Annotated in this window: 17 protein-coding genes; 3 read left to right on the forward strand and 14 right to left on the reverse strand. The window is 41.9% G+C overall.

Annotated elements, in window-relative coordinates; genetic code table 11:
* Positions 1–31 precede the first annotated feature (31 nt).
* From dprA to lepA, 7 genes are all read right to left on the reverse strand, one after another.
* Positions 32–1,195, reverse strand: a complete 1,164-nt coding sequence (dprA, locus tag CD00_RS0107930) for a DNA-processing protein DprA (protein ID WP_051594127.1) — start codon at positions 1,193–1,195, stop codon at positions 32–34.
* Complete coding sequence (locus CD00_RS0107935) at positions 1,195–2,763, reverse strand: YifB family Mg chelatase-like AAA ATPase (protein WP_026655482.1); 1,569 nt, start codon at positions 2,761–2,763, stop codon at positions 1,195–1,197. The genes dprA and CD00_RS0107935 overlap by 1 nt, the downstream gene beginning before the upstream one ends.
* 164 nt (positions 2,764–2,927) lie before the next feature.
* Positions 2,928–3,989 carry a type IV pilus twitching motility protein PilT gene (locus CD00_RS0107940; protein WP_026655483.1) on the reverse strand — a complete coding sequence of 354 codons (1,062 nt, stop codon included), beginning with the start codon at positions 3,987–3,989 and terminating at the stop codon, positions 2,928–2,930.
* A 79-nt stretch (positions 3,990–4,068) separates the two neighbouring features.
* A complete protein-coding gene (locus CD00_RS0107945) occupies positions 4,069–5,190 on the reverse strand; it encodes an HD-GYP domain-containing protein (RefSeq protein WP_026655485.1) in 1,122 nt (373 codons plus the stop codon).
* A 92-nt stretch (positions 5,191–5,282) separates the two neighbouring features.
* A complete protein-coding gene (gene yfbR / locus CD00_RS0107950) occupies positions 5,283–5,876 on the reverse strand; it encodes a 5'-deoxynucleotidase (protein WP_026655486.1) in 594 nt (197 codons plus the stop codon).
* A gap of 41 nt (positions 5,877–5,917) precedes the next feature.
* The gene (gene hemW, locus CD00_RS0107955; protein WP_026655487.1) at positions 5,918–7,075 is read right to left on the reverse strand and encodes a radical SAM family heme chaperone HemW; all 1,158 of its coding nucleotides are present in this window, start codon (positions 7,073–7,075) and stop codon (positions 5,918–5,920) included.
* 54 nt (positions 7,076–7,129) lie between these two features.
* A complete protein-coding gene (gene lepA, locus CD00_RS0107960; RefSeq protein WP_026655488.1) occupies positions 7,130–8,962 on the reverse strand; it encodes a translation elongation factor 4 in 1,833 nt (610 codons plus the stop codon).
* Positions 8,963–9,128: 166 nt separating this feature from the next.
* Here lepA and rpsT point away from each other — a divergent pair, with 166 nt between their 5' ends.
* Entirely contained in the window at positions 9,129–9,392 is a 264-nt protein-coding gene (rpsT, locus tag CD00_RS0107965; RefSeq protein ID WP_026655489.1) for a 30S ribosomal protein S20, read from the forward strand.
* An 84-nt stretch (positions 9,393–9,476) separates the two neighbouring features.
* Here rpsT and CD00_RS0107970 read toward each other — a convergent pair whose 3' ends face one another.
* From CD00_RS0107970 to CD00_RS0107985, 4 genes are all read right to left on the reverse strand, one after another.
* Entirely contained in the window at positions 9,477–10,388 is a 912-nt protein-coding gene (locus tag CD00_RS0107970) for a putative ABC transporter permease (protein ID WP_026655490.1), read from the reverse strand.
* A 23-nt stretch (positions 10,389–10,411) separates the two neighbouring features.
* Positions 10,412–11,353, reverse strand: coding sequence for a TIGR03943 family putative permease subunit (locus CD00_RS0107975; protein ID WP_026655492.1), 942 nt, complete (start codon positions 11,351–11,353; stop codon positions 10,412–10,414).
* Positions 11,354–11,367: 14 nt separating this feature from the next.
* Positions 11,368–12,636 (reverse strand): CobW family GTP-binding protein, encoded by a 1,269-nt coding sequence (locus CD00_RS0107980; protein WP_026655493.1) that lies wholly within the window; start codon positions 12,634–12,636, stop codon positions 11,368–11,370.
* 115 nt (positions 12,637–12,751) lie between these two features.
* Positions 12,752–15,223 carry a hypothetical protein gene (locus tag CD00_RS0107985; protein ID WP_207640464.1) on the reverse strand — a complete coding sequence of 824 codons (2,472 nt, stop codon included), beginning with the start codon at positions 15,221–15,223 and terminating at the stop codon, positions 12,752–12,754.
* A gap of 308 nt (positions 15,224–15,531) precedes the next feature.
* Between CD00_RS0107985 and CD00_RS17705 the strand changes: the two genes are divergently transcribed.
* Both CD00_RS17705 and CD00_RS17710 read left to right on the forward strand, forming a co-directional pair.
* Complete coding sequence (locus CD00_RS17705) at positions 15,532–15,876, forward strand: NusG domain II-containing protein (RefSeq protein WP_255346816.1); 345 nt, start codon at positions 15,532–15,534, stop codon at positions 15,874–15,876.
* A gap of 8 nt (positions 15,877–15,884) precedes the next feature.
* Entirely contained in the window at positions 15,885–16,400 is a 516-nt protein-coding gene (locus tag CD00_RS17710; RefSeq protein ID WP_034462035.1) for a Gx transporter family protein, read from the forward strand.
* 225 nt (positions 16,401–16,625) lie between these two features.
* Here the strand turns inward: CD00_RS17710 and gdhA are convergent, their stop codons facing one another.
* The 3 genes from gdhA to CD00_RS17715 all read right to left on the reverse strand — a co-directional run bounded on the left by gdhA (position 16,626) and on the right by CD00_RS17715 (position 20,701).
* Entirely contained in the window at positions 16,626–17,960 is a 1,335-nt protein-coding gene (gene gdhA, locus CD00_RS0108000; RefSeq protein ID WP_026655495.1) for an NADP-specific glutamate dehydrogenase, read from the reverse strand.
* A gap of 257 nt (positions 17,961–18,217) precedes the next feature.
* Positions 18,218–19,612 carry a cell wall hydrolase gene (locus CD00_RS0108005; protein WP_026655496.1) on the reverse strand — a complete coding sequence of 465 codons (1,395 nt, stop codon included), beginning with the start codon at positions 19,610–19,612 and terminating at the stop codon, positions 18,218–18,220.
* Between the two features lie 42 nt (positions 19,613–19,654).
* Positions 19,655–20,701, reverse strand: a complete 1,047-nt coding sequence (locus CD00_RS17715) for a Gfo/Idh/MocA family protein (protein ID WP_051199037.1) — start codon at positions 20,699–20,701, stop codon at positions 19,655–19,657.
* Between the last annotated feature and the right edge of the window lie 8 nt (positions 20,702–20,709).

Consider the following 20,709-nt stretch of genomic DNA (forward strand, 5'->3'; position numbering starts at 1 on the left):
AATCGTAATATTTTCATACGATATACAATAATTAGCCAAATTTCTTCATGTAATATGAACCCGTCTGAGTGATAAGCCCCTTTCCGCACATATCAAACAACTCCTTAAGAAGGTCCGGAACCGCGATATCTATGCCAACCATGCTAAGCTTGTCAGCTATGTAGGAAAAAGAAACAGGCACAGCGTCAAGCAGATCAAGAATCGCTTTTTCTATATGCGATGCACAGGCTCCGCTCCGGTCTTCATCAAAGCTGTGCGGATCCGCCAAAGAATCTTTTCTGTAATTCCATGACGCAAGTCTTTCTATCACGTCATCAACATCAAGCACAACTCCCGCCCCCTGACATATAAGGCGGTTACATCCGTCACTTAGCCTGTCCGTGACTCTTCCCGGTACCGCAAGAACCTCTCTTCCCTGCTCAAGCGCAGTATCTACAGTTATCTGCGTTCCCGAATGAAGTCTTGCTTCCACAACCACAACAATGTCGGACAATGCGCTTATTATCCTATTCCTCATAGGGAAAAAAGATGCTTTGGGCATAGTTCCCGGCGCATACTCCGAAATAATTCCTCCGTTTAGTGAAAGTTCCTCGTAAATTTCCATGTTTTCATCGGGATAGCATATATCCGCGCCGCACCCTACAACAGCATAGGATTTTCCTCCGGCGCACAATGCCGCTTTCTGACTTACGCCGTCAACGCCCTTTGCCATTCCGCTTATAACCTTAACTCCCGCAAGCGCCAATCCTCTACCGAGCTGCCTTGCCATGTACCTGCCGTACTCTGAGCAAAGCCTCGCTCCTATTATTGCAACCGACGGACTGTCGTCTCCCGGAAGTTCCCCTTTTACATAGATAGCAAAAGGGGGATTCGGGATATTCTTTAGCTTCTCGGGAAACCGCGGATCTATCCTTGATATAAACTTTATGTCACTCTCTGCAAGTTTCTTTTTCTCCTTAGTAAAATCCCAAGTGTATCTTGTATCCAAGACCGCCGAAACCTGCTTCGGTCTTAAAAGTTTCTTAAGCTCCGCCTCTCCCATCTCATATATTTCCCTGCATGTCCGTCCTCCGCATAAGAGTCTGTCAGCAGAGACATTTCCTATGCCCGGAGTTGAAAAAAGCCAGTGAGCATAGTCATTTTCCGTTATATTCTCTGATTTATTTTCTGATACTTGTGCTTTTGCTGTCTGCATCAGCCTTCCTCCTGTCTCCAATATTTTCCGTCTGTCATCCTGTAGCTGACAGCCTCCATCAGATGTATCTCTTTTATCATCTCCTCGCCTTCCAGATCGGCTATTGTCCGCGCAAGCCTGAGAACCTTATGATAGGCTCTGGCGCTCAGATCCATGGAACAAAAAGTCTTTTCCAAAAAAGCTCTCTCCCTCATACCAAGCTTGCAATATTTTCTTATATCCGCAGGCGTCATCTCGGAATTGAACTTGAGGCTCGTTCCCCTAAACCTCTCTTCCTGTTTCTTCCTTGCCAAAAGAACTCTTTCTCTCATGGTCTTACTTGATTCATTACAGGTATCGCTCTTCCCCGAAAGCTCCCTAATATCGACTTTGGGTGCTTCTATGCAGATATCGATCCTGTCCAATATCGGCCCCGATATTCTGCCAAGGTACCTTCGAATCTCATTTGATGTGCACTTGCATTTATTCCTGTCGGGATAATACCCGCACGGACAAGGATTAAGCGCCCCTATAAGTTGAAAGTCCGCAGGGTACATGAAAGTTCCTCTGTTTCGCACGATATGAACCTTTCTGTCCTCAATCGGTTGCCTTAGCATATCAAGTTTTGTTCTGGGGAATTCAGGCATTTCATCCAGAAAGAGAATGCCTCTGTGTGCCAAAGAAATAGCACCGGGTCTTGGAATCGTACCGCCTCCGACAAGCGATGCTTCGGTTATAAGGTGATGCGGACTAACAAACGGCCTCTTTGTTATAAGTGCCTTGTTCTCGCCCATCATTCCGGCAACCGAATAGATTGTTGAAACTTCAATACTTTCTTCAAGAGAAAGACGCGGAAGTATCGTAGGAATGCGCTTTGCAACCATACTCTTTCCCGAACCCGGAGGTCCTACGATCAAAATATGATGAAAGCCAGCCGCCGCTACCATCGCCGCTCTCTTAACGGCTGATTGCCCGTTGATATCTGCAAAATCCATGCCTTCACTACTTTCTTCATCTTCGGAAAAAATCTTATCAAGGTTAACCCTTGTTGGCTCTATAAGCCCATCCCTTTCTCTTTCGGGCGTCGAAAGATACATGATTACTTCTTGAAGCGATGATACTCCGACAATCTTCATCCCGCTTACCACAGCACCTTCTCTGGCATTTTTGATAGGAAGGATAACTGTCTTGTATCCTGCTTCTTTTGCCTTTGTAACTATGGGGAGAACCCCTTTTACTTCTTTAATATCTCCGTCAAGTCCGACTTCGCCGAGCACGACCGTATCATCAGCACATCCCGGGCTGACCTCTCCTATTGCCTCCAATATTCCGACGGCAAGCGGAAGATCTACCACAACGCCTTCTTTCTTGATATCTGCAGGGGACAGATTGACGGTTATCTTTGATGCGGGAATCTTTATACCGGCGTTCCTTAAGGCAACTTTTACTCTGTCACCTGCCTCTCTGACATCGCCGCTCATGAATCCCACCATGTTGAATCCGGGAAGCCCGGAAGATACATCCACTTCGATCTGCATCAGATAAGAAATAATTCCTCTGACGCCACCGGATGTAATAGAACTGTACATTTTTCCTCTTTTCCGATATGAGCATAAACAAAAATAGGAAATTATACGCACAACGACCTGCTGATTATACAGCAGGCCGTTCTATAAAGTCTTTAAGGTTTTCTTAGTATTTCCTTAAGATTTTATGTAGTTGATTTTATCTTAACTTTTTGCCCCGACAATTATTATCTGAGCATTTTGTTCTGCATTGTCTCAGGATCCTGAGCAAACTGAAGGGCAGCTTCTCTTGTGATCTTCTGCTGCCTGTACAGCTCAATGATAGCCTCATCCATGGTTATCATTCCCTGTTTCCTGTATGTCTGCATGTATGTAATGAGCTGATGATTCTTGCCCTCACGAATAAGGTTTCTCACAGCGCTGTTTACATGAAGAACTTCAAATGCCGCAAGTCTTGATGATCCGTCAGCCGCAGGAAGAAGCTGCTGTGAAATAACTGCTTCAAGCACGCTCGCAAGCTGTATTCTCACCTGTTGCTGCTGATGAGAAGGAAATACATCTATTAGTCTGTCCACCGTATTAGACGATCCGATCGTATGAACGGTAGAAAGAACGAGATGTCCCGTCTCCGCTGCCGTAATAGCTGTACTTATGGTCTCAAGATCTCTCATCTCTCCGACAAGGATAACATCGGGATCTTCTCGAAGTGCCGCTCTCAAAGCATTGGCATATGAATTCGAATCGGTTCCTATTTCTCTCTGATTGACTATCGATAATCTGTGCTGATAAGTAAACTCTATGGGATCCTCAAGTGTAATTACATGCGCTTCCCTGTTGTTATTTATCATGTCGATAATGGAAGCAAGTGTTGTAGACTTACCGCTTCCCGTAGGTCCCGTAACAAGCACAAGACCTCTTTTTTTCTTATAAAGATCAATAACGGTCTCAGGTATGCCAAGGCTCTCCGCTGTGGGAATCTCTGTTGCAACAACTCTGAAAGCCATCGCTATGGAGCCTCTTTGCTTAAAGATATTAAGTCTGAATCTGCCAACTCCCATGATAGCGAAGGACAAGTCGTGTTGACCGTTCTCCTCGAGCATCTGCTTCTGTTTATCATTTGTAACTTCATGTGCGATTTCCTGAGTGTCGCTCGGCATCATCTTGCCATAGCTTTCCATGGCTATAAGTTTGCCGTTAAGTCTCATCTTAGGCGGCACACCGACAGTAATATGAACGTCCGAAGCGCCTTTTAACTTTGCTTCCTTCAGGATTTCTTCAATTTTAGACATATACTTCCATCCCTGTTCTGATAAATTCTATTTGTATGTGTCGCAAGTACAGCTATACACCACAGCATAATCCGCACTTTCACACATACTCAGGCTCTTCCACGACAATACCTAGGCCTTTGACTTTGGACAGATCCATCATATATCTGTTATCCATAGTCTTCATAATATCTATAATCTCAATATCACCGTATGCCCTTCTATTCGAAAGGTCGATAATGCTGTTATCCTTAAAACTCAAAACAGTCGGACGCAGGAAATCAAGATCGTTAGTCTTGATAACCAGAGCTTTTTCACCGGTGTTAAGCTCAACGCTGACTCCCGGAACAAGAATGTTTATGGAATCAACAAGTGCCTGAACCACTCTCGGGTCAAAAACATCACTTCTCTGCATCATCCTTCTGATAACAAGAACTTCGGAAATAGGCGCATCATCTACTCTCGCAGCCGTTTCCTTATCAAATATTCCCGCAACTATAAGAATCCTTGCAGATAAAAGAGTCTTGGAAATGTCCACATCATTTCCTTTTCTGTAGTCAAGAAGTACTTTTCTTGCCTGATTACATGCTCTCTTTACATTCGGCAAAGAAGAAAATGCATCGTCAATGATAGGATAGCCCGCCATCTCATGGGCATCTATCGTATTTATCTCTTCAGGTGTACACTTAAGTTTGGACTGAAGTTCCGCAGAAAGAGTAAGTTTTCCGATATCATGTATAACACCGGCCATTACCGCTTCGTTCTGATCGGAAAGCGAAGCATTTAACGAATGTGCGATCATCGCCGAAATGATTCCCACATTCAGGCTGTGTTTGTATATATAATCCTCGGTACTCCTAAGTCCCTGCTGGAAAGTAATCTTCTTTTTTAGATTACCGTAATTCTTTATAATCTGGGCACAAATATTAGGAAACTTCTCCTGTTTGTGCACCTTAACAATATGAGCAAGTTCCTCCATGATATCGTGATACATAACGGTCTGAAAACGCTCAAACTCAATATCGTCCTGAGTCATAGGCGGAACAGGCTCTGCGGGTTCAAGAATAAATACGCCAATAAGCCCAAAGTTCCTGATATTATCAATACTTTGCTCATCCTTAAGGACATGGGCCCTGTCATATAAAAGTGCGCCTTTCCTACTGTATATCGGTCTTGCTAGTCTCATCCCCGGTCTCAGTTCATCACACTTAATAAAAAGCATGGTAAATATTTCCTCCCTATATACAAAGCATAACACCCCAATTTATACACTAATTATCGCGCTATCATGCGGAAAAATCAATAAATAAAGTCTTAAGTTAACTCATCCAAAGTATTTCCGTAAGATGAAAGGAACTCATTTACAAAATCAAGAACCTCGGGAAGCTCCATATACAGGCTTCTCACGGATTTTTCAGTGCTCTCCTTCGCGGTTCTGAACTCATTGTTGCCGGCACTTGTTTCTGCCATACACTTGATAAGTGCGGATAATTTGTCTGCAGCTTTTACAAGACGTCTCATATAGCGCTCATCTTCGCTGTCATCCGCCTTAAACACCTGTTCAAAAGAAGGCTTAAGATCGTCGGGAAGCTTTTCAAGCAGCTTATCATCTGCAATCGCCTCAACCTGCTTATATGCTGTTTTTAATTCCTTATTGTAATATTTTACGGGAGTCGGCAGATCTCCTGTAATGATCTCGGAAGCGTCGTGATAAAGTCCGACAAGAGCCGCCTTATTGGCATCGAGATGCCTTCCGTACCTTGTATTTCCTATAACACAGAGAGCATGAGCTATCATTGCAACCTCCATTGAATGCTCACAAAGATTTTCCTGCCTTGTATTTCTCATAAGTGCCCATCTGTCTATATATTTCATTCTTGAAATAAGTGCAAAGAAATTGTAATTCATTTTTTATTCTCCCAAGTTATACATTCAGAATAAATATATCATCAAAGTAAAAAGTCCGCCATTACCGTATTGCAAACGTCAAATCCCCGCTCGGACAATCTAAGATATGCCGCCTTCTTTTTATCACAGGTGATATTCATATCCTTATCACGAAGCTCAAGAAGCGACATCATAAGATATTTATCGATAACTTCGTCATAGACATCAAATACTGTCTTTCCGAATTCTCTATTAAAATCATCCGTTCTTATGCCTTCCGTAAGCCGAAGCCCAAGGAACATAAACTCTTCCGTCTGTGCCCTTACGGAAAGTTCTTCTCTTTCTCTTTTTATCCCGTCTTTAGATAAGCTTATGTACTCTGCCATGTCACGGGTGTTACTAAAACGCACATTGTCTACAAGAGAGGCAGCACCAAGTCCCAATCCAAGGTAGTTTCCCCTTTTCCAATAAACCTTATTATGCCTGCAATCAAATCCGTCTTTGGCATAATTTGATATTTCGTATCTGTGATATCCGTACTCATTAAGGATTTTGGCGGTCTTGTGATACATATCCCTGTCTGCATCTTCTCCCGGAAGGTCAAGGTCCATGTCAAAAAACGGTGTTCCCTCCTCAATAATAAGGCTGTACGCCGAAATATGCTCAGGGCCCAACTTTACCGCTTTATTAAGAGTATCAATGTAAGATTCCACGCTCTGCCCCGGAAGCGCACTCATTATGTCGATATTTATGTTGTCAAAGCCCGCTCTCACCGCATCTTCGTAGGTTCTAACCGCAGTCTTTGAATCATGTATTCTTCCGAGTCTTTTAAGTTCTTCATCGTTAAAAGACTGTATGCCTATACTTAATCTGTTAAATCCCGCATCCCTGTAGCTTCTCATCTTGTCAAAAGAAGCTGTTCCGGGATTAAGTTCAAGACTTATTTCCGCATCTTTGGATAAAATATAATTCTCTTTTATATCGGCTAAAATATTACAAATATAAACCGCATTAGGCAAAGAAGGTGTTCCTCCTCCGAAGAACACCGTTTTTACCTCTCTGTCTCTATAATCGCCCGCACTTTCCTTAAGTTCTTTTGAAAGTGCCTTAAAGTACTCATCCATAAGGCTTTCTTTATCACCAAACGACAAGAAGTCGCAGTAAAGACACTTCCTGACGCAAAAAGGTATGTGCACGTATAAAGATAGTTCGTTATTCATTTAGTAATGCCTCATAAAACTTTCAAACAATAAAACCTGATTTTTTGCATCACATCAGTCTGTACTGTCAAGCTTAAGAACGCTTAAGAATGCTGCCTGCGGAACTTCTACGTTACCGATCTGGCGCATCTTCTTTTTACCCTCTTTCTGTTTCTCAAGAAGCTTCTTCTTACGGGTAATATCACCACCGTAGCACTTGGCAAGGACATCTTTTCTATAAGCCTTTACTGTCTCTCTTGCTATTATCTTGCCGCCAACAGCAGCCTGGATAGGCACTTCGAAAAGGTGCCTCGGTATCTCTTCCTTGAGCTTCTCACACATCTTGCGTCCACGCTCATACGCACCGTCCTTATGAACGATAAATGAAAGCGCATCGACTTCTTCTCTGTTGATGAGAATATCAAGCTTAACAAGATCCGATCTCTCATAGCCCTTGAGCTCATAATCAAATGAAGCATAGCCCCTTGATCTTGACTTAAGCGCATCAAAGAAATCGTAAATAATCTCATTGAGCGGAAGTTCGTACTTAAGAATCGCTCTTGTCTGCTCAATGTAATCCGTACTTATATATTTGCCTCGTCTCTCCTGACAAAGCTGCATTATAGCTCCGACATAATCGGTAGTTACCATGATCTCGCCGTTTACCATAGGTTCTTCCATGTACTCTATCTCTGTAGGATCGGGCAAATTGGAAGGATTGGTAAGATCAAATACTGTTCCGTCATTCTTATGCACCTTATACACAACGCCGGGCGCTGTAGTAACGAGGTTAAGGTCATACTCTCTCTCAAGTCTCTCCTGAATAACTTCAAGATGGAGGAGTCCCAAGAATCCCGCTCTGAATCCAAATCCGAGAGCCTGTGAAGTCTCCGGTTCATAGAATAAAGAAGCATCATTAAGCTGAAGCTTTTCAAGTGCATCTCTAAGATCTGAATAATGCGCCGAATCTGCAGGGTAAAGTCCGCAGTAAACCATCGGCATAACTTTCTTATATCCGGGAAGCGCCTCTGCGCAAGGGCTTGCAGAATCAGTTACCGTATCACCGACTCTGGTATCCTGAATATTCTTGATAGAAGCCGTGAAGTATCCGACATCTCCGGCTGTGAGCTCATCGTTCGGAATAAATCTTCCGGGTCCGAAATATCCAACTTCAACTACTTCGGATTCTGCGCCGGTAGCCATGAAACGTACCTTCATGCCCTTCTTAAGAACACCGTCTCTTACTCTTACAAATACGATAACTCCTCTGTATGAGTCATATATGCTGTCAAAAATAAGCGCTGTAAGCGGCTTTCCTGCATCTCCGTTAGGAGCGGGGATTTTCTGTACGACCGCCTCAAGAACTTCCTCGATTCCTATTCCGTTTTTTGCCGAAATAAGCGGAGCGTCCTGAGCCTCAATGCCTATAACATCTTCTATCTCATCCTTAACTTCCTGTGGCTGTGCACTGGGAAGGTCTATTTTATTGATAACAGGAAAAACATCCAGATCATGGTCGAGCGCCATATACACATTTGCAAGTGTCTGAGCCTCTACACCCTGCGTAGCATCGACAACAAGAATTGCTCCGTCACATGCCGCAAGACTTCGTGAAACCTCATATCCAAAATCTACGTGTCCGGGAGTATCTATCATATTAAATGTATATTCTTCTCCGTCCTTGGCCTTATATATCATTCTTACGGCCTGAGACTTGATGGTAATTCCTCTCTCCCTCTCAATATCCATATTGTCGAGGACCTGGTTCTGCATCTCTCTGCTGGTAAGAACACCCGTCTTCTCGATCATTCTGTCTGCAAGAGTCGATTTACCGTGATCGATATGTGCAACTATACAAAAATTTCTAATTTTACTCTGATCCACAAAGCTACCTCTATTCCTATTCATCTTTCATTACATCATCATATGATACCATGACAAAAGGCAAAAATCTATTGACAGTTTCTTGAAATTCATCTAATATATTTACCGTATGTAGCATTAACTGTCCGTGTCCGGCTTAATGCGCACACGAACTTACAAATAATAATCATATTATTTTTCGGAGGTAACTATGGCAAATATTAAATCCGCCAAGAAAAGAGTTTTAGTTAATAAGAAAAAAGCAGAAAGAAATCAGATGATCAAGTCAGCAGTTAAGACTGAGATCAAGAAAGTTAGAACTGCTATCGATGCAGGTAACAAGGATGAGGCTGCTAAGGCTCTTCTCGCTGCTACATCTGCAATCGACAAGGCTGAGTCAAAGGGTGTTTTCAAGAAGAACACAGCTTCAAGAAAAGTTTCTCGTCTTGCTCAGGCTGTAAACAAAATGGCTTAATTATTTTAAAAATGTGTATATAACAAAACCTCATGTCTTCTCACCGACATGAGGTTTTTTATTTCTTTGATTTTTGTTCTGTTTTTATTTCTTACGAATGTTTGAAACCTTTTCTTTTATTTCTTCCAAGCTAAGCTTAAACTTCTCTGATACCATACCCGGATTTCCCTGAATAGTCTTTTCCCTGTACCATTCAAAGAATCCCTTTATAGGCTCGGGAGTAAGCTTGGACATAAGGATTCTGTACTTTGCATAAAGCTCGGATATCTCATCCTTAACATCATTCACATAGCCTGAAGGATTCACGTTTATCTTTTCCCTTATCTTCTTAAAAGAGCTGTCGAGCGTTGCACTAAGCGCATCAACTCTCGTTTCGATTCCGCCTCTCACATTCTCACTCTTGGATGTAATAAGTGCATCAAGCCTCTTCTGCATCTTTCTCATCTCATCCTTGGCTTTCTCCATATAGATAAGAACATCTCTAAGATCGAGAGCAGTCTTAAATGCTATCATGAAATCTCCGCCAAGAAGGAAAGTAACAATAAGAGTAACTATAGAGAGCACGTGATAAGGAATCGCACGTACCAGATGCTCTATGGGAATCTGGAAAAAGTGCGAAAACACTACCGTCAGAACTCCCCAAAAGAGTGTTGATTCAAGACAGATATGCCCCTTGAAATTAAAAGGCTTATGAGAATAATCCCAGTATCTTACCTTAAACAACGCCTCCATGGTAACTCCGGTGATATATTCAAGCAGAGTTGCTCCAATGCAGCCGGCAATATATACCATAAGTATATTGTTGTAGAAAGGCTTTGATACAACAAGCATCATTACTCCGCCACATCCGTATAACGGCAAAAAGGGGCCTCTCATAAAGCCCCTGTTTACCAACTTTTTCTCTAAAATTGAAACATATGCAGATTCGAAACACCAACCAAAAAAGCTGTAGAAATAAAACAGAAATAACCACTGTATTGGAAGATATTCAAACATATAAGCTCCTGTTTTTACATATATTATTGCTGAGGATTAGAGAAATCAATTACAGGATACTCGGGAGCATCCGTCTTCTCTATGGAAAGCGCCTCAAGAACCGGTCCTTCCCCGTTGTACTCGGGAACAAATTTCTTTGTAACTTTGGCAGTCACAAGAATCCATTCTTTTTCTGTAAGAGTATCTACTTTGTCATACTCACAGGCAAATCCAAGGAACTGCATATCCTCCGCACAACAAGTCATAGCCATTCTTCCCGGAACAAATCTGTTCTTAGGGAACTCAGGCGGTATAAGTACCATCGCCTTGAACTTAACGTTCTTTCCTTCATATCTTTCAACATGCTCAAGAGCATCCAGATAGAACATTCCGTATCCGAAATTATTGAGCTCTATGGGATCTGCGTTAAGGTCAAAAGGAAGATCCTCATCAAGTGTAACATCAACCTCGCCGTTCATATCTTCAAATATGATATCAGCCTTCCGGTTGATTGCTTTTACATTTCTCTTAAACGAAGCAAGATCTCTTATTCCGTCACATCTGTTGAACAAAATGAGGTCAGAACCACGAAGCTGTTCTGCCAAAAGAGACTTCATGTTATTGAAATACAACTCAAAATTGGAAGCATCTATAACAGTGATCTGCTGTTCCAGATTCCACATAACGGGAAGCTTCAGATTCTTATAGTTCCACATTCCGTTGTACTCGATAAGAATACGTTCCGGATTGTACTTGGCGTCAAGTTTTACCAGATTATCGGGATTAAGCTCCTCTTCATCTTCTATCTTCTCAAGAATAGTATTTGTAGACTTAAGAAGTTTCTCTTCATAATCATTCTCACCCTCTTCACACACCAAAAGAAGAGTCTTACCTCTGGTCCTGAAATAAGGCTGAGCTATTGTATAACGGAAAAAATCAGTCTTTCCGCTGTCAAGGAATCCATTGATAATATATACCGGTTTCAATTTCTTTCTCCTTATCAAAGTTTGCGGAAAAGCTGTTCAAGTTTATCTTCGTTAAGACCTGAACCGATTACGCAGATCTTTCCTGTAACATCGGCAGCGCCGCTTCTTACATCAGCTTCGCCGGGAACATAGTCAAATTCAATCCATGTGCCGTCTGTTGCGGGAACAACGCCCTTAGAACGAAGAACAATTCCGTAATCAGAGTCTTCATCAAGCTTCTCAAGCATATCCTTGATCTCGTCAGCCGTATACTTAACGGGAGTTTCCATTCCCCAGCTTGTAAACACCTCATGAGCCGCATGATCGTGATCATGCCCGTGACCATGACAGCAGCAATGATCGTGCTCTTCTTCGTCCTCATCGTCATGATGATGATGGCAACAATGTCCATGTTCTTCTTCATCTTCATCGTGATGATGGTGGCAGCAATGTCCGTGCTCCTCTTCATCCTCATCGTCGTGATGATGGTGGCAGCAATGTCCATGCTCCTCTTCATCCTCATCGTCGTGATGATGGTGGCAGCAATGTCCATGCTCTTCTTCATCTTCATCGTCGTGATGATGTGCTCTGTATACTACAGAACCATCTTCGTTAACCTCTTTGTGGCTTCCGTGATGATGATGGTGATGGTGATGTTCCTCAGCCTCTTCCATTACAAGCTTAAGGAGCTCTGCCTCAAGATTGCTGTTTCCTTCGAATGTATCAAGGATCTCTTTTCCTGTTATCTCATCAAGAGGAGTTGTTATAATGGTAGCCTTCTCATTGTGGCTGCGGATAAGCTTAACCGCCTCCTCGATCTTCTTCTGATCTGCCTTATCTGTTCTTGAAAGAATAATGGTTCCGGCATTCTCAATCTGATTAATAAAGAACTCACCGAAGTTCTTGATATAAACCTTAGCCTTAGATACGTCAACAACAGTAACCGCGCTGTTAAGTTCCATATTGTCATCTGCATCGGCAATATTCTGAATTGCTCTCATTACATCTGAAAGTTTACCAACTCCCGAAGGCTCAATGAGAATTCTCTCAGGAGCATATGTTGTCATAACTTCCTTAAGAGATGTCTCAAAATCTCCTACAAGCGAGCAACAGATACAACCTGAATTCATCTCTGTGATCTCTATTCCGGACTCCTTCAAAAAGCCGCCGTCGATACCAATCTCACCAAACTCATTTTCAATAAGAACAACCTTGGTTCCGTTAAGCGCTTCCTTAAGAAGTTTCTTTATAAGGGTGGTTTTTCCGGCACCCAAAAATCCTGATATAATATCAATCTTTGTCATTTGTACTCCATTCCGCACATGTTAGTCTGTGCTACATCTACTACAACAAAGTATATTCTATTAACACAATATCAAAATGTCAAGGAAACGCTATATCACTGACTTTGATTCCTATTTACTCACCCGCGCCCCGTTCCGGTAACGTAGTCTCACAATCCTCTTTTTCTTCGATACCACTACTCTGTTCAGCATTTCCACTATAATCTGCAGTTTCTTCGCTACTATCCGCCGATGCATCTTCCTTTTCCGGTACATCATTACCATTATTCAGATTTTTTATCAACTCGCTCGCCACGCCTGTTTCCATATTTGATTCAGCCGTTCCTTCTTTGTTACATGTTTTATCATCCGGCTTTTCGCAGACATTTTCGGCAGTTCCTGCGTTCTGAGTAACTTTCTCATCTTCGCTATGTACATCTTCTTTTATACTCTCAGGTGCGGAAATTTCCGGAGAATCTGAATATTCACTGTCGCTACCATCGTTATCTGAAGACTCCTCATAGTCTTTTAATGCATCAATACGTGATTGCATCTCAGAATTACTAAGCCTGAAATCCCCAAAGGGCGCTGTCACGGCTCTTGTAGCTATGTTACTTGTCCTAAGTGACCTCGATGCATTTATTGCAGGCACTGTCGAATTATATCCCGAATACCTGCCATTGAACTTAATGTGAGCCGAAACCACCTGTCCATGAGCAAAACCGCAGGAAGGAGAATACCCTTCAACGTAGCTCTCATTTTTATTACATACCATTATTGTCTGTGAATTAACTCTTACTACAACGCCATCCCTATCCTTAGCTTCATCAAGTGAATAAACAGTTTCTTCATGCCAGCCGTTGGTATTGTTAAACCTTATTCCACAGTGCTTACACTCATACGAAAAAACCGGTGTTCCGTCCGAATAATCTTTTACATGACCGCGTCGCCTTGTATCTTTATTTGTACTGATGACATACACGTTACTTGTACTATAGCACGCATCGGTATGTTTGTGATATACAGGTGTCGTGTAACATCCGCCATATCTGTCCGTTGATACATAATTATCGCCGCAGGTCTGCCCTCTTCCGTCTTTATGATAGTGATAATCATACTCGATACTTGCCGCGGTATCACCGGAATCGATAACAACCTGTGCAGGTATGTTCTCTATGGCTCTTACAAATTCCATAAATGTGGCATCCTCTTTTATCTTTACACCCTTAGTGAGTAATGCGGATGCCAAAAGCTTTTTGCCATTACTCACACGCTGAAAAACCTGGTCGAGCTTGTTGTTTATTCCTGCGGATTTCGCATCGATATAGCCCTTAATACCATCCATATTTGTGCTTATATTTTTGTTTATGTCGGCATTGATATTGGTAATTCTTTGGTCAATCTTATCACCTCTTGCCTTACTTTCAGAATTGTAGTTTTCTATCTTTTGGCCAAGCGCATCTCCGCGTGCTTTGCTTTCCGAATTATATTTTTCAATCTTCTGTCCGAGAGCATCTCCCATCGCCTTATTATCCGAATTATAATTCTCAATTCTTTGTCCAAGGGATTCGCCTATAGCCTTATTGTCCGAATTGTAATTCTCTATCTTTTGACCGAGTGCATCTCCCATTGCCTTGTTATCTGAATTATAATTCTCAATTCTTTGTCCAAGGGATTCGCCTATAGCCTTATTGTCCGAATTGTAATTCTCTATCTTTTGACCGAGTGCATCTCCCATTGCCTTGTTATTTGAATTATAATTCTCTATCTTTTGGTCAAGCGCTTCGCCCATCGCTTTATTCTCAGAATTATAATCATCAATCTTTTCATTTATCTCTTTTCCGAGGTTTTCACTCAAAGTTTGAAATTCACTCTTTAAATCCGAAACAGAATCCATATTTCTTTTTTCAAGTTCCTTATCTAACTCTGTAAGCTTCTTTAGGAGCTCCTCATATCTTGTAAGTGAATCCGTTGATATCTTGTCATCGCCATTCTTCACCTCGGTTCTGATCTCATTATCGAGGTCTTCCATCAGCTCTTTATTCTGCTTCTTTACATTTTCATATTCATTTTTTATATTCTCAAGCTCTCTTCCAATCTCATCAAATTCCTTGGCTGCCTTTTCTCTTGTCTCGCCGTTCCCGTTTTCGATAAGCTCTTTAAGGCTCTCAATTCTGGTCTCTGTGCTGTTTACCGAAGTATGAATATCTTTTAGATTCGTACCAAGTCCGGTAACCTTCTCACTGACCGCATCTGTATTTTTATCACCCTCAAGGCGATCATTCCTGGTCTTTTCATAATAAGAATCGATTCCCTTCTGATTCTTAACGATCATCTTATCAATATCCGTCAGGTAATTATGAAGTTCATCAAGCTTCTCAGTAGTCTTTTCGTTATTCTTGTTTTCCTTCTGCACAACCTGATCCCTTGCGCTCGCCGCAACAACGGGAGTACTCATATAGATAAGTCCTCCGCACAAGACAAGTGCAATAACAACCGCCACAGTTACAACAAAAGTGTCGTGTCTTCTAAGTTTCTTCATAAGCAGTTTGACTGAATTATTCTGCTTTTCCCAACGTTCTCTTAAATTCATTTCGTTCCTTTCCATACTCATCAAGCACGGAAAAAAGCAGACTTTTACCGCGCCAAACAGTAATAAATAATATTGATTAAAAAATGTGGAATTATCCCGGATGAATATCCAAGATTTCGTCAGCAGAAAACTGACAGAAATTTATTATACATATAAAAAACAAAAATGCAACCCGTTTTTTCAAAGACGAAAACAATTACCACATTCATAATTGAAATGCTATTTTTGCAATGTTTTCTGATATACTTTAGTGTGAAATTATTTATATGAGAGGCTTTTAGTGGATAAAAAACTATTCAAAAAAAAATGATCTTATTCTCATAATCTTTTTAACACTTACTTCAGTCGTCATGCTGATCGGCATCTCTCTTTTTTCCAAAAAAGGTGCAACAGTAGTCGTCAGTGTCGACGGAAAGGAAGTCGCATCTTTTCCCCTTGACGAAGATACCGTTTACAACATCGGCGGATATCACGGAGGCGAGAATATTCTTGAGGTAAAAGACGGAAAAGCTCATCTTACAGATGCATCATGTCCCGACAAGCTTTGTGTCAGCATGGGCTATATCAACAAAAGCGGCCAGTCTATCATATGCCTTCCCAACAAAGTAGTAATCGAAATAAAGGGAAATACCAAAGATAACAATAACTTTGACACCATATCGGAGTAAAAGAATTTATGAATATAAAGACCAAAACAAGTAAAACAGCAATCTACGGCGTACTTACCGCACTCGCAATAATCCTAGGCTATGTAGAAATGCAGCTTCCGGCCTTCTTTGCCGTTCCGGGCATCAAACCCGGTTTTACAAACATCGTAGTAGTAGTCGCCCTATATTCTATGGGTGAAAAGAGCTCACTCTTTATCAACTTCGTCAGAATTGCCATAGTATCCATGCTCTTCGGAACCCTAATGGCTTTCATGTTCTCACTGGTAGGCGGTCTACTCAGCACCATAATCATGATTCTTTTTAAAAAGACCGGCAAATTCAGTCCCATCGGTGTAAGTGCCGTAGGCGGTGTAACCCACAACATCGGTCAGATCATCGTAGCTATGTTCGTAACCGGCACCACCAACGTCCTCTGGTACTTGGTTGTCCTGTGGATTACCGGCACCGTAAGCGGAATCATCGTCGGACTCATTGGTGGGCTAATCTGCAACCACCTCGATATTAGTAAGATATGTAAAAACTGATTTTTGCATAATCCTGATTTCGTTGACAGCCCTTTCCCAAGCTATCCGTTTGAAGGCGGTTGTTTTTCACCATAAGGCAATAAGGCGGATTTTCTTGTTGCCTTATGGTGAAATATCTACGTTTCTAAACGGATAGCTTGGGACAGGGATCGAGTAAGTAAAGGCTGCCGCACCAAATTGGTGTGACAGTCTTTATATGATTTAATATTTTATGAAGAATACTTATTAAACAATACCCTGAGCCTTCATAGCCTCTGCAACCTTAAGGAAGCCTGCGATGTTAGCACCTGCAACATAGTTGCCTTCCATGCCATACTTCTTAGCTGCATCATCAATGCTGTGGAAGATGTTAACCATGATCTGCTTAAGCTTAGAATCAACCTCTTCGAATGTCCATGAAAGTCTCTCGCTGTTCTGTGACATCTCAAGAGCTGATGTAGCAACACCACCTGCATTTGAAGCCTTACCACAAACAAAGAGAACCTTGTTAGCCTGAAGATACTCAGTAGCCTCGATAGATGTAGGCATGTTAGCACCCTCACATACAGCCTGAACACCGTTAGCTACAAGCTGCTTAGCATCCTCAAGAAGAAGCTCGTTCTGTGTAGCGCAAGGAAGAGCTACATCACACTTAACTGACCATACACCCTTACCTTCGTGATACTCAGCAGACTTTCTTGCTGCAGCATACTCTGTAAGACGTGCTCTCTTAACTTCCTTAACTTCCTTAAGAAGCTCAACATCGATTCCTTCGGGATCATAAATCCAACCTGTTGAATCTGAACATGTTACAGGCTTAGCACCAAGCTGCTGTGCCTTCTCGATAGCGTAGATAGCAACATTACCTGCACCTGAAACTGCAACCGTCTTACCCTTGATATCAGAGCCGTTGCACTTAAGAAGCTCCTCTGTAAGGTAAAGAAGTCCATATCCTGTAGCCTGTGTACGAGCAAGAGATCCGCCATATGTAAGGCCCTTACCTGTAAGTACGCCTTCGTATACGTCTCTGATTCTCTTGTACTGACCGTACATATATCCGATCTCACGTCCGCCAACACCGATATCTCCGGCAGGAACGTCTGTATCAGCACCGATGTGTCTGTAAAGCTCTGTCATGAAGCTCTGGCAGAATGCCATAACTTCTCTGTCTGACTTACCCTTAGGATCAAAGTCAGAACCACCCTTACCACCGCCGATAGGAAGGCTTGTAAGAGAGTTCTTGAAGATCTGCTCGAAACCAAGGAACTTGATGATACCAAGGTTTACTGAAGGATGGAAACGAAGTCCTCCCTTGTAAGGTCCGATAGCTGAGTTAAACTGTACACGGAAACCGTTGTTAACCTGAACCTGTCCCTTATCATCTACCCAAGGTACTCTGAAGAGGATCTGTCTCTCGGGAGTTACAAGTCTCTCAAGAAGAGCATCCTTACGATACTCGTCCTCGTTAGCTTCAATAACAACACGAAGTGACTCAAGCACTTCTTTTACTGCCTGATGGAACTCAGGCTGAGCAGGATTCTTTGCTACGACATAGTCGTAAATCTCATCTACATATGACATTTTTTGGTTCTCCTTCCTGTGCAAAAGCACATAAAACATTTAATTACTGAGTAAAAACTCATATTAACACAATTCATAATGTATCTGCACACCGTCTTTCCTTAATAGAAAAAGGGCGTAGGAAACCAGTGGTCTCCACGCCCCATTGCGCAAACATCATTGTCTGAATGGTATTATACGCTTTAGACTTTTAAAGTGCAATAGTCTTTATTACATTAAATCAAAAAAATCTTTCCGCTTTTTTCAAGTGAAGATATTTACTCGTCATCGCTGTCATCCTCATCGTTCGAATCATCATCTGAATCATCGCCCGAATCCTCGTCATGGTTTTCTTCTTCATTGTTCTCTTCCGCAGGAGCTTCCTGATTCTGTTCAGGCTGTGGCTGCGATTGCTGCTCCTCTGGCTGTGGTTCTTCCGGAGGTTTCTCCTTCACAACCCACTTGTAAAAGAATGCATGATTACCTACCATGGTATACTCAGCTATTCCATAATGATCGGCCCAGTACCTTGTCATAAAGAAAAGATAATCACCTGTACGGGCGCCACCCAAAACTGCCTGTGCTGCTTTTAAGCACATAGTATTGGGACCTCTACCCATAATAAGTTCAACTTTACCCGAGCGATATGATGCAAACTGCATATTCTGAGTAATAACACCGACAACATCATTAGGAAAAGCCGAACTCTTTACCCTGTTCATTATAACAGAACCGACACCAAGCTTTCCTTCATAGGACTCTCCGTCAGCTTCCGCCTGTATTGTAGCCGCCAGCCACAAAAGTTCGGAATCCGAAGCGGCATAAGCACCACCTGTATTCTCTTTAGGTCTGTTGGTAAGTCTTTTTGCATACTCAGCCTGTGCGGAAGCAACTTTAGCAGCCAGTTCCTTCTGAAGCTGGTCAAGTCTTGCAAGCTCTTTATCATAGTCCGCAAGCTTTCCGTTTTCGTCACTAAGCGTTTTGTTTGTCGACCGTAACTGTCCGTTGACAGTTGCTGTCAAAGATTCCAATGTATCCTGCTTATTATCAAGCTCATTCTGTATGGACTGAAGTCTTTCTTCTTCATGCTTAACTTCATCGGTCTTCGCTTCTATCTCTCTCTGTAAAGCCTTGTATTCGCTGATTTTCTTATTATCATAGGCAACTACCGCATTTAAGTATTCAAACCTTGTCAAAAAATCACGAAAAGAGCCGGAACCCAAGAGAGTCTGCAATACACCCTTATCTCCGCCTTTTTCATAAGTTGCCTTTATACGAAGCTTAAGATTCTTATAGCGCTCTTCTTCCTGCGCTTTTGCTTCGGAAAGCTCATTTGACAACCTGATTATATTTTCCGAAACCGCATCCATCTCAGCTTCGTTGTTCGATATTTCCTTACTTATAACATTTAATTTGTTGGAATAATCATTGATCTGATTCTGAAAACCTTGTTTTTGATTCTTAAGATTTTCTACATTCGACTTTGTCTTCTCTTTTTCACCCTGAAGATTTTCTATAGCTTTTCTGGCTTCATCAGTCTGCCTCTGCAGATCGGAGATCTCTCTCACTGACTCTGCGATCTTATCATCATATTCATCGGCATGACCGGACACAGGAAAACTAACCCACAAGAATATAAATACAAGTGTCCCCAAAAAAAACTCTTTTTTCATATTTCTTCCGCTCAACTGACTTTTTTACCGTTTAATTATAGCTTATTCAAAATCGTCCTCTTCGGCTTCTTCATAAAACTCATCTTCATCTATTTCATCAATTCCTTTCCACTCCCCGGGGAATGTTATATCATTTCTTTTCCTAATAAAATCCATAAATTTGAGCATCATGAGAGACTCAGAATGAGGCATTTCGGAACATTCCGTCAATTTCTGCTGTATAGCCTTCACACAAGCATCAATCTCATATTCGTATCCGGTCTTCTGCCTGTGACGCTTATGATAAGCAACCTCATTGTGATTCTCATCATATACCGAAATTCCTTCGATATTATTGATGTTATCTACGATAATATAGCCTTTGCTTCCATAAATGACACCACTTCTGTCGCTCATAGAAAGCGCAGAAGCATTGAGCACAGCCATCCTACCATCCTTATATTTTATGGTGATGCTGTCATTCATGTCCATTCCTTCATCGTTATAGGTGCAAACGGAAATAATATCATCAACATCATTGCCAAACACCATAGAAGCAAAATTAAGCGTATATACACCAAGATCAAGGAGAGCACCGCCTCCAAGCTCCGGTTTTGTTATCCTGTCTTTATCGGCAACGTTATATCCAAGGCTCGCAGTAAGCATATTGGGCTCACCGATAACGCCGCTCTCAAGTATTTCCTGAAGCTTCTTACGCATAGGATGAAATCTTGTCCACATAGCCTCAGAAAGAAAAATCCCGTTCTCCTCGGCGTAATTAAATACCAAATCCGCCTGTTTCTCATTAAGCATAAATGCTTTTTCACATAATACATTTTTTCCGGCTAAAAGAGCCAGTTTTACGTTCTTAAAATGCTCAGAATGAGGTGTCGCAATATAGATAAGGTCTATCTTGGGATCTTTTACCAATTCCTGATATGAACCGTATGCTTTTTTTATGCCTAACTTCTTCGCAAAGCTGTCGGCACTTTCTTTTGTCCTGGAACCAATAGCATAACATGACACATTTCTCATTGATTTGAGTGTCATTGCCATGAGCTCAGCCATCCTGCCGGTGCCCATGATTCCCACCTTAAATCGTCCAAACATTCAACAAC

The organism is Butyrivibrio sp. AE3003, assembly GCF_000686065.1.
GTDB lineage: Bacteria > Bacillota > Clostridia > Lachnospirales > Lachnospiraceae > Butyrivibrio > Butyrivibrio hungatei_A.

Bases quoted from the DNA above. Each gene is read 5' to 3' on its own strand.
- CD00_RS0107935 (WP_026655482.1), bottom strand. From the start codon at position 2,763: ATGTACAGTTCTATTACATCCGGTGGCGTCAGAGGAATTATTTCTTAT.
- dprA (WP_051594127.1), bottom strand. From the start codon at position 1,195: ATGCAGACAGCAAAAGCACAAGTATCAGAAAATAAATCAGAGAATATA.
- CD00_RS0108005 (WP_026655496.1), bottom strand. From the start codon at position 19,612: ATGAAAAAAGAGTTTTTTTTGGGGACACTTGTATTTATATTCTTGTGG.
- CD00_RS0107945 (WP_026655485.1), bottom strand. From the start codon at position 5,190: ATGCTTTTTATTAAGTGTGATGAACTGAGACCGGGGATGAGACTAGCA.
- rpsT (WP_026655489.1), top strand. From the start codon at position 9,129: ATGGCAAATATTAAATCCGCCAAGAAAAGAGTTTTAGTTAATAAGAAA.
- gdhA (WP_026655495.1), bottom strand. From the start codon at position 17,960: ATGTCATATGTAGATGAGATTTACGACTATGTCGTAGCAAAGAATCCT.
- CD00_RS0107970 (WP_026655490.1), bottom strand. From the start codon at position 10,388: ATGTTTGAATATCTTCCAATACAGTGGTTATTTCTGTTTTATTTCTAC.
- hemW (WP_026655487.1), bottom strand. From the start codon at position 7,075: ATGAATAACGAACTATCTTTATACGTGCACATACCTTTTTGCGTCAGG.
- lepA (WP_026655488.1), bottom strand. From the start codon at position 8,962: ATGAATAGGAATAGAGGTAGCTTTGTGGATCAGAGTAAAATTAGAAAT.
- CD00_RS17715 (WP_051199037.1), bottom strand. From the start codon at position 20,701: ATGTTTGGACGATTTAAGGTGGGAATCATGGGCACCGGCAGGATGGCT.
- CD00_RS0107940 (WP_026655483.1), bottom strand. From the start codon at position 3,989: ATGTCTAAAATTGAAGAAATCCTGAAGGAAGCAAAGTTAAAAGGCGCT.
- CD00_RS0107985 (WP_207640464.1), bottom strand. From the start codon at position 15,223: ATGGAAAGGAACGAAATGAATTTAAGAGAACGTTGGGAAAAGCAGAAT.
- CD00_RS17710 (WP_034462035.1), top strand. From the start codon at position 15,885: ATGAATATAAAGACCAAAACAAGTAAAACAGCAATCTACGGCGTACTT.
- CD00_RS0107980 (WP_026655493.1), bottom strand. From the start codon at position 12,636: ATGACAAAGATTGATATTATATCAGGATTTTTGGGTGCCGGAAAAACC.
- yfbR (WP_026655486.1), bottom strand. From the start codon at position 5,876: ATGAATTACAATTTCTTTGCACTTATTTCAAGAATGAAATATATAGAC.